The 7,500-nt window shown below is 33.8% G+C and carries 6 protein-coding genes, 2 rRNA genes and 1 pseudogene (2 of these 9 cut by a window edge); 3 read left to right on the forward strand and 6 right to left on the reverse strand.

Annotated elements, in window-relative coordinates:
- Positions 1–318, forward strand: a 23S ribosomal RNA gene (locus AC3EMB_RS01590) (it extends 2,604 nt beyond the left edge of the window).
- 48 nt (positions 319–366) lie between these two features.
- Positions 367–482 (forward strand): 5S ribosomal RNA (gene rrf, locus AC3EMB_RS01595).
- Between the two features lie 14 nt (positions 483–496).
- On the opposite strand, the gene AC3EMB_RS01600 is transcribed toward rrf, so the two are convergent.
- From AC3EMB_RS01600 to AC3EMB_RS01615, 4 genes and pseudogenes are all read right to left on the reverse strand, one after another.
- On the reverse strand, positions 497–1,573 hold the full coding sequence (locus AC3EMB_RS01600; protein WP_098607200.1) for a glycosyltransferase WbsX family protein: 1,077 nt from the start codon (positions 1,571–1,573) through the stop codon (positions 497–499).
- A gap of 232 nt (positions 1,574–1,805) precedes the next feature.
- Entirely contained in the window at positions 1,806–2,678 is an 873-nt protein-coding gene (locus tag AC3EMB_RS01605) for a class I SAM-dependent methyltransferase (RefSeq protein ID WP_488517412.1), read from the reverse strand.
- 27 nt (positions 2,679–2,705) lie between these two features.
- Positions 2,706–3,428, reverse strand: a complete 723-nt coding sequence (locus AC3EMB_RS01610) for a class I SAM-dependent methyltransferase (protein ID WP_000405127.1) — start codon at positions 3,426–3,428, stop codon at positions 2,706–2,708.
- Positions 3,429–3,643: 215 nt separating this feature from the next.
- Positions 3,644–4,439, reverse strand: a pseudogene (locus AC3EMB_RS01615) (sulfotransferase family 2 domain-containing protein).
- 292 nt (positions 4,440–4,731) lie between these two features.
- Between AC3EMB_RS01615 and AC3EMB_RS01620 the strand changes: the two are divergent.
- A complete protein-coding gene (locus AC3EMB_RS01620; protein WP_001230828.1) occupies positions 4,732–5,676 on the forward strand; it encodes an NAD-dependent epimerase/dehydratase family protein in 945 nt (314 codons plus the stop codon).
- A 40-nt stretch (positions 5,677–5,716) separates the two neighbouring features.
- Here the strand turns inward: AC3EMB_RS01620 and AC3EMB_RS01625 are convergent, their stop codons facing one another.
- A complete protein-coding gene (locus AC3EMB_RS01625) occupies positions 5,717–6,493 on the reverse strand; it encodes a class I SAM-dependent methyltransferase (RefSeq protein ID WP_460229943.1) in 777 nt (258 codons plus the stop codon).
- 66 nt (positions 6,494–6,559) lie between these two features.
- On the reverse strand, positions 6,560–7,500 hold the 3' end of the coding sequence (locus AC3EMB_RS01630; protein ID WP_089170307.1) for a glycosyltransferase. Its footprint extends 991 nt past the window's final position; 941 of the gene's 1,932 nt are visible here — the last part of the coding sequence; its start codon lies beyond the right edge, outside the window; it ends in the stop codon at positions 6,560–6,562.

Raw genomic sequence — 7,500 nt, forward strand, 5'->3', positions numbered from 1 at the left:
GGTTCAGAACGTCGTGAGACAGTTCGGTCCCTATCCGTCGTGGGCGTAGGAAATTTGAGAGGAGCTGTCCTTAGTACGAGAGGACCGGGATGGACGCACCGCTGGTGTACCAGTTGTTCTGCCAAGGGCATAGCTGGGTAGCTATGTGCGGAAGGGATAAGTGCTGAAAGCATCTAAGCATGAAGCCCCCCTCAAGATGAGATTTCCCATAGCGTAAGCTAGTAAGATCCCTGAAAGATGATCAGGTTGATAGGTTCGAGGTGGAAGCATGGTGACATGTGGAGCTGACGAATACTAATAGATCGAGGACTTAACCATATAATATGTAGCAATGTTATCTAGTTTTGAAGGAATATGCCTTCATAGTTTGGTGATGATGGCAGAGAGGTCACACCCGTTCCCATACCGAACACGGAAGTTAAGCTCTCTAGCGCCGATGGTAGTTGGGACCTTGTCCCTGTGAGAGTAGGACGTCGCCAAGCAACTTTAAGACGAGTCAGGATGACTCGTCTTTTTTGTATGCTTTCATACCTCTATCAATTGCATTTTTAACTCCTTCTAAATAAGAAAATCCATATTTTTTATCTGGCTCTAAGTAAGTTCCTTCCGCCCACTCATTCCATGCGTTAATAAATAAAAACTCGCTGTTATAAAAAGAGTAAGTACGATGAATTTGCTTGCTTAAATATATGGTGAACTTTTCAGGGGTAGAACCTACAAAGATGCTGCTATTTGCGTTTTTACGTCGTGCAGTATTATCCCAATCAACAAAAGCCCCAGGAAATGTTTTTTTCTTTGGGAGCGATCGTTGTAATATATACATCCATACTTTATCGTAGTCCCAAACATTCAATTGCATATCAGAATCATATATGACCTTATTTATGTCTGAAGAGCTATCATGGGCAATTGTATAGAAAGGTTCAAACTGAATGCTAGCATCGAATCCATTTATATTAGGTAGTGGAAAACTGTTTAATGTTTCAGCAAAGTATATGCCTTTTAAACCATTTTCTCGCGCTAATGCATTCCAGTAATTAAGCATTTTTTCACAATCAGGAATATGTCCTGGACGATAAATAATGAATAGAGGTTTATCATCTATATAAATATATCTCTCATCTTGGAAAGCCTGTAATAAATAATCAAAGTGTTCCTTCCAATCAGATATATCTCCGTAATCTTGAGGCATTAATATATGTTTATCGAGACCATCCCAAGATTTTGTCCATGGTTCATTTGCCCAAGAAAGACAAAAAGGGAAGTCAGGTTCCTTCATCTTTAGTACGTCATTAAAGGGTGTTTCTAATAGTCTTTTTCCCTTAAACCAATAATGATAATAACAAAAACCATATATACCGTATGCTTTAGCGATTTCTGCTTGCCACTTTCTTACGGAGGGGCTAGTTAAGTCATAATAAAAATCTTGATAAGGTTCCCTCGGTTGATAATGTCCTGAAAATAAAGGGCGTGCACTTTTAGTATTTGTCCATTCAGTAAATCCTTTCCCCCACCATCGATCATTTTCTTTAATTTGATGGAATTGTGGTAAGTAAAAAGCGATTATTTTCAAAGTATATCCCCCTCATGTTTTTCGTAGTTCAATTGTTGGGAAGGTATTCTTGATTTGGTGGAGCAATTTTAAAACAAGAGATATGTTAGCTGTTTACTGCTTTTTTTATGGTATGTATTGAATTTGTTTTTACAGCTTACTTAATAAGAGAGTATTAGGTAATTTGATATATAGCTGAAATAGAAAGTGCTTTTCTTCATGAAATTAAGTGTATTACGTTGAATAAAAGGAATTAAATTTTTTGAAGGACAAAGAGGGCTTGTGGTAATCGATTTACATCATCAAAAAAGTCTTGTAGCTTTAAATATTTCTCATAATGATTTTCAATATAAGTCCTAGGTATAACGGTTTCTCCGTAAAAACTACTATTTCTAACATCCCCTGCACCAGTAGCGCTGTGGACAAATTTTCCGTTTTCATAATCCGAGATAGCGCGATGTATATCTGGAAAAGCTTGAGATAAAGTTTTATGCCATCCTGTTTGAATTAATTCAGGATGTTCGTGGAATTGTTGACAAAAATCAAGAAAATAGCGCGCTTGTGTTGTTGCGATGAAAATTCCACCAGGGCGAAGAACTCTTGAAAATTCTTTTATCCAATTTTCAGCAGTTTCTTCGGATAAATGTGAGAATACAGAATAAGCGAATATGATATCTAATGAATTGTCACTAATAAATTCTACAGGGGGATGTGGACTTGCTGTTTTATATATCCCTCTTCCTAGTGTTTCATTACAAAGTGTGATCATCGCATGATCCACATCAATGCCAAGTAAATTTTGATCAGAGGCATCTTTAAATAAGAAGCGTATAATTCTTCCCCATCCGCAGCCGAAGTCTAAAACTTTACTTTCTTTATTCACGGGAACACCTAAATTCTTGGCGTATTGTTTTATATAGCTATAAAACAAATATGCTTCATAAAGAGCATGTTCATAGGAAGCGCCTACAAATTGTTTTTGAATTTCTTCAGGAGGAAACCTAGGTACGGGAACCCCATTTATCGTTGTTTGGGAACAACTTTGTATAAATAAATTTAGAAGTTCAACATCAGATAGTGAATTAACAAGATTATCAAAATCACTTCCTAACTTAAAGTTATGCATTTGTCAAACCTCCAAATTATATAGTGATTAAACCTTATTTTCTTGCTTTTTACTAATAAAAACATGTAAAAATTCAGCATCTAACCCGAGTGATCTATCCTTTTGTAAATAAACAATGGTATACATATTTGTGTGTGTATAAATATATTCAATCATATCCTGCCCCCAATCGAACGTTACTAAAGACCCATTCTCATCAATAGGGTTTCCGTGATAAATGGGCTCTTCAATATATTCAATCACCTCTTTATTCAATCTTGCTCTTTGCACAGTTTTTGTGAGTGTATGATACCAAGGGACAGTAAATACATGAGCGCCGCCAGGTTTTAATACTCGTTCTATTTCTTTAAAGGCTTTATTTGGCGTCATTACATGCTCAAAAACGTCTTGAGTAATGAATAAATCAAAAGATTCATTTTCAAAAGTCATGTCTTCTAAGTTCTCACATCTAATTCCTTGAAAGTATTGGCCAAGAGGATAGTTTTTAAAGTATTGAGAATATGTATAGTTTTTACAGTTTTTTAATAGTAGCTGAGTTGTAATTCCTCCAGGAGAGGATTCGTGGATACTATAGGAATCCCATTTTGGAAAAAATGTGTGTAAAGTATGGATTAAAGCTCGCTGCCTTGGGATAGAGTTACATGTAGAACATAAATAATGATCTCTAAGCCAATCATTATGCTCTATAAATGTAGCTTTCTTTTCGCAAATAACGCAGTACCCATTATTGTGTTTCAAATTGATTTCCACACGACATCACTCCTATGTTACATGCAATCTATTTATGGAAAGTATGATACACGTCAACAATCGGCGAAATCAAAGGGAATAGGTGAAAGTTAGGTATCTCTTAAAATAGCGATTAGGAAAAGGGAATAATCAGTTGAAGAGAACCCGACTCGAATTAAAGTTTCACTTTATGCTATGCGATGCATTGGCTTTTATTCATAGAAAAATGTATAGACTTAAAGTATCCCTCTCGTGTACGGGTACATTTCAAAGTCCTGTGCATATATTTCTGTGACTAAATCCATGGTTTCTTTATCATAAAAGCTTTCGTATGTTGGAAATCGTGGGAAGGCTTCATCTGTAATGCTAAGTTCTGCATAGCTCCCTGCATAAATCATCTTGTGGGCGCGATGATGATCTGAATTTGTAAGAAGTGCTAAATTGGATTTTATCAAATCGTACGTGTGTTCTAGTTTTGGTGATTTGTGCATTAAAATCTTCTAAAGGAATATAACATTGGATGAAGTTTTCTTCACCAGGGACGTATTGTTGGCTAAAATGTATATCTATTGCTAGGGAATTGGAACCAAATGCCTGAACGTAATATAAAAATTGTTTAAATGATATTCCTTGATTACTATATTTATCATTATAAAAATAATGACGGATACTTTCCCATTGGGGGCTAGCGTATGGATTGTCAGCAAGTAATAGAAATGAGCTGACAGCCCTTGTATAGGGATTTCGCACAAGTTTACAAACATCCTTTTTACCTTCTAGAAGACCATTCTGTAACTCTGGTATGTAATTTATATTGTTCTTATACACCCAGAACTCATAGTAATGAATAAAGTCATTGTATTTCTTTGCTTCAGTAGATAATCCAATTTGAAAAAAGAACCAATTAGCTAATGCGGTGCATCCGCTTCTGTGACTCCAAAATAGTATAAGGGGAAAGTCTTTATGGTAATGCGGAATTCGGTCTTTATGTAGAATTACATGATTTAAAAGCTCTTGATTTATATTTTTCATGAGTTTCGCACTCCTTTTTTTGAGAACCTTGTGTATGTAGAAGTTTTTTTATGGGTTAAACAAGTGAGGATTGTTTATTAAATATATTCATGGGGATGAGTAAATATTATGAGTGTTTTTGCAGTCAATCTGAATAAGGAAGTTATTCCAAAATGAAAATAGAAAATAAAGATAATGAAAATTTATAACAAACATACAATGATAAGAAGATGAATAATCGAAATGATCCAGTTTATTGTGTATGTTTTTAGGTTTGACGATGGGAAAAATTTATTACTAGAGAGATGATATTATGAGGAAGAATAATTATTTAATAGTAGGTGGAAATAGTTTCATTGGTATCAACCTCGCATTGGGTTTATTGAAACAGGGGCAAAATGTAAAAGTATTTTCCAGGCATATAAATAATTTTCCTCAAAATATTATAAGTGAAGTTGAATTTATTAAAGGTGATTTAGAAAATGTTGAGGATATATATAAGGCTTTAGTGAATATAGATATTATTATTTATTTAGCTGCGACGTCTAACGTAGCAACTTCAATTGAAGATGTTTTCGGCGATATTAATAGCAGTTTATTTTTTCTTAATTTCATGGAAAGTGTTAAAGATTTTCGTATTAAAAAAATTATATTAGCTTCTTCGGGAGGCACAGTTTATGGTGAACCTGAATATTTGCCTATTGATGAGAAACATCCATTAAGACCACTTTCCCCGTATGGAATAACAAAAGTTTCGCTCGAGAATTATTTGTATTTTTATAAGAGAAAATATGGAATAGATTATGTTGTATGTAGATATTCTAATCCGTATGGAAAATACCAAAACCCCTTAAAAAAAGTTGGGGCGATAAATTGTTTTTTGTATCAGCATCTCAGTAATGAAAGGATTAATATATATGGGAATCCAGAGGAGATTATTAGAGATTATATTTATATCGATGATTTAGTTGAAATTACTATACAACTAGCACAATTAAATCAATTGAAATCTTGCGTATATAACATAGGGAGTGGCAAAGGTCTTTCTTTAAAACGAATTATAGTGGAACTAGAGAAAATAACAGAAAGAAAAGTGGATTTTATCTGTTATAAACAAAAACAAGAGAACGTCCAAAGAATCATTTTAAATATTGATAAGATAAAACAAGAATTGAATTGGGAACCTAAAATAGATTTTAAAAATGGGATTAGATTAAATAAGCTATGGATTGAAGAGTTCTTATATAGTAAAAAATAATAAACCACACTCTACTTGTATATAAGCAGAGCGTGGTTTATTATTTTACTTCTTTTTCTATTACCCAAAGGTCTTGATGTTCCCACCAAAATCCTTCAGTATACTTTTTGATGATTGGGTTATAGGGCAATAATTTAATTTTGTCACACACGTAAGAGGGACTAACTATCGTTTGTCCGTACTGATTAACATCTAAATCGAATTGTTCACTAGAAGAGAGAAACCAATAGCCCTGTTCGTTTAAATTTGGAAACCCGAAATATTTTTTACTTTGATAGCCATGGGTTGTGAAAATGAATAAACCACCAGGTGAAACAGCGTTATACAATGTTTGAAGCCAACGAAACCAAGTTGTATCAGGCATATGAGAAAAAAAGGATAGACAAAAAACAATATCGTACGTAGAGGAGTCTAATTTTAACTGTTCGGGCTCAGGGTGAGATAATATAGAAGGATTATTTAATTTGTTTTCAATAAAGGAAATGGCCTCTTCGTGTATATCACAAGCGGTTATACTCAAATTCGCTTGTAGATTTAATAAATGACGTGTTACGCAGCCGTATCCAGATGCAAACTCTAACAATTTGATTGGATTGCCTGTAGGAGGATAAAGGGAAGTGATTAAGTCTAAGAGTATTTGTGCTGAGTTTTGCCCGTCTTTAAAATAGTAATCTATCGCTTCTTTTTTTGATGGGAAAACGGGATTAGTGACAATGAACTGAAAGATATGATCCTCAGGATGGATACTTGCATCTACATTGTAGCTGTGTGCGATTTGAGAAATTAAATCTTTATGTTCCTCTATAAAGTCTTTCAAAGAGTATTCCCCCTTAAATAATAATATCGCCTTACAAGAGATATTGATGGTAGAGAAAGCATACGTTTAAATCTTTAAATATGCTTTAAGATACTTTCTATATGTATACATTTTCATTTTAGAAATGTCATCGATAGTAAAGCTTTCTTTAATAAAATTTTGCATTTGCACAACTTCATTGTAATGGGAATATGAATCTTCTGTTCTTGTTACGCTATTTAAATGTCGTCTATGATAGTTTAGGGGGGCTGGATTGAAGTAAATATCTCCCTCTGTAAGAAGAGAAACATAGAAGAACCAGTCACCAGCTATTTTGAACTTTTCTAGCTGTTTTTCTGTTTTCTTCATATCTATATTTTTAAAAACTACACTCGAGACATTAGGTATAGTGTTTTTGATAAGTAAAGTATCTTGTATTTCATCGACGCCTTTTCGAAAATAGGGGGCTTTCCATTTTTCTTCATCGATATCATTTGTGTAATTTAAATAATGATTAGCCAATACATTTCCTTGTTCGTCTATTTGTTTTGATTGTGTGTAGCTTAAGGCAATATTGTTATTTATATAAAACCCCTGCATCACCTCTTGTAAAAATGTCTTATCGCATAAGTCATCGGCCTCTGCAATCCAAATATAATCACCAGTTGCTGCAGTGACGCCTTTTATCCATTGTTTAAATACAGAACCAGAGTTTGTATCATTAATAACCTGTTGAACCTTCAGATGGATCTTATTTTCTTTTGAGAGCAGTTCTTTAAATGTTGATACGCTATGATCAGTGGAGGCATCGTCTAAGAAAATTAGTTCGTAAAGAGGGTAGGTTTGGTTTAATATTGATTCGATTCGATCAGGTAAGTATTTTTCATAATTATAGTTTGGTATGATTACGCTTATCTTTTTGTAATTATGTTCGAGAAGATCTAGTAATTGATAAATGTAAGTAAGAAAATTGAAGTTTTTTTCGATAAGTTCTTGGCCAAAGCTTCCCTTTTGTAATCGTAATCCCT

Source organism: Bacillus sp. LQ16 (genome assembly GCF_057784645.1).

Excerpts from the sequence above, each read along its gene's own strand:
- AC3EMB_RS01605 (WP_488517412.1), bottom strand. The coding sequence starts at position 2,678 with ATGCATAACTTTAAGTTAGGAAGTGATTTTGATAATCTTGTTAATTCA.
- AC3EMB_RS01620 (WP_001230828.1), top strand. The coding sequence starts at position 4,732 with ATGAGGAAGAATAATTATTTAATAGTAGGTGGAAATAGTTTCATTGGT.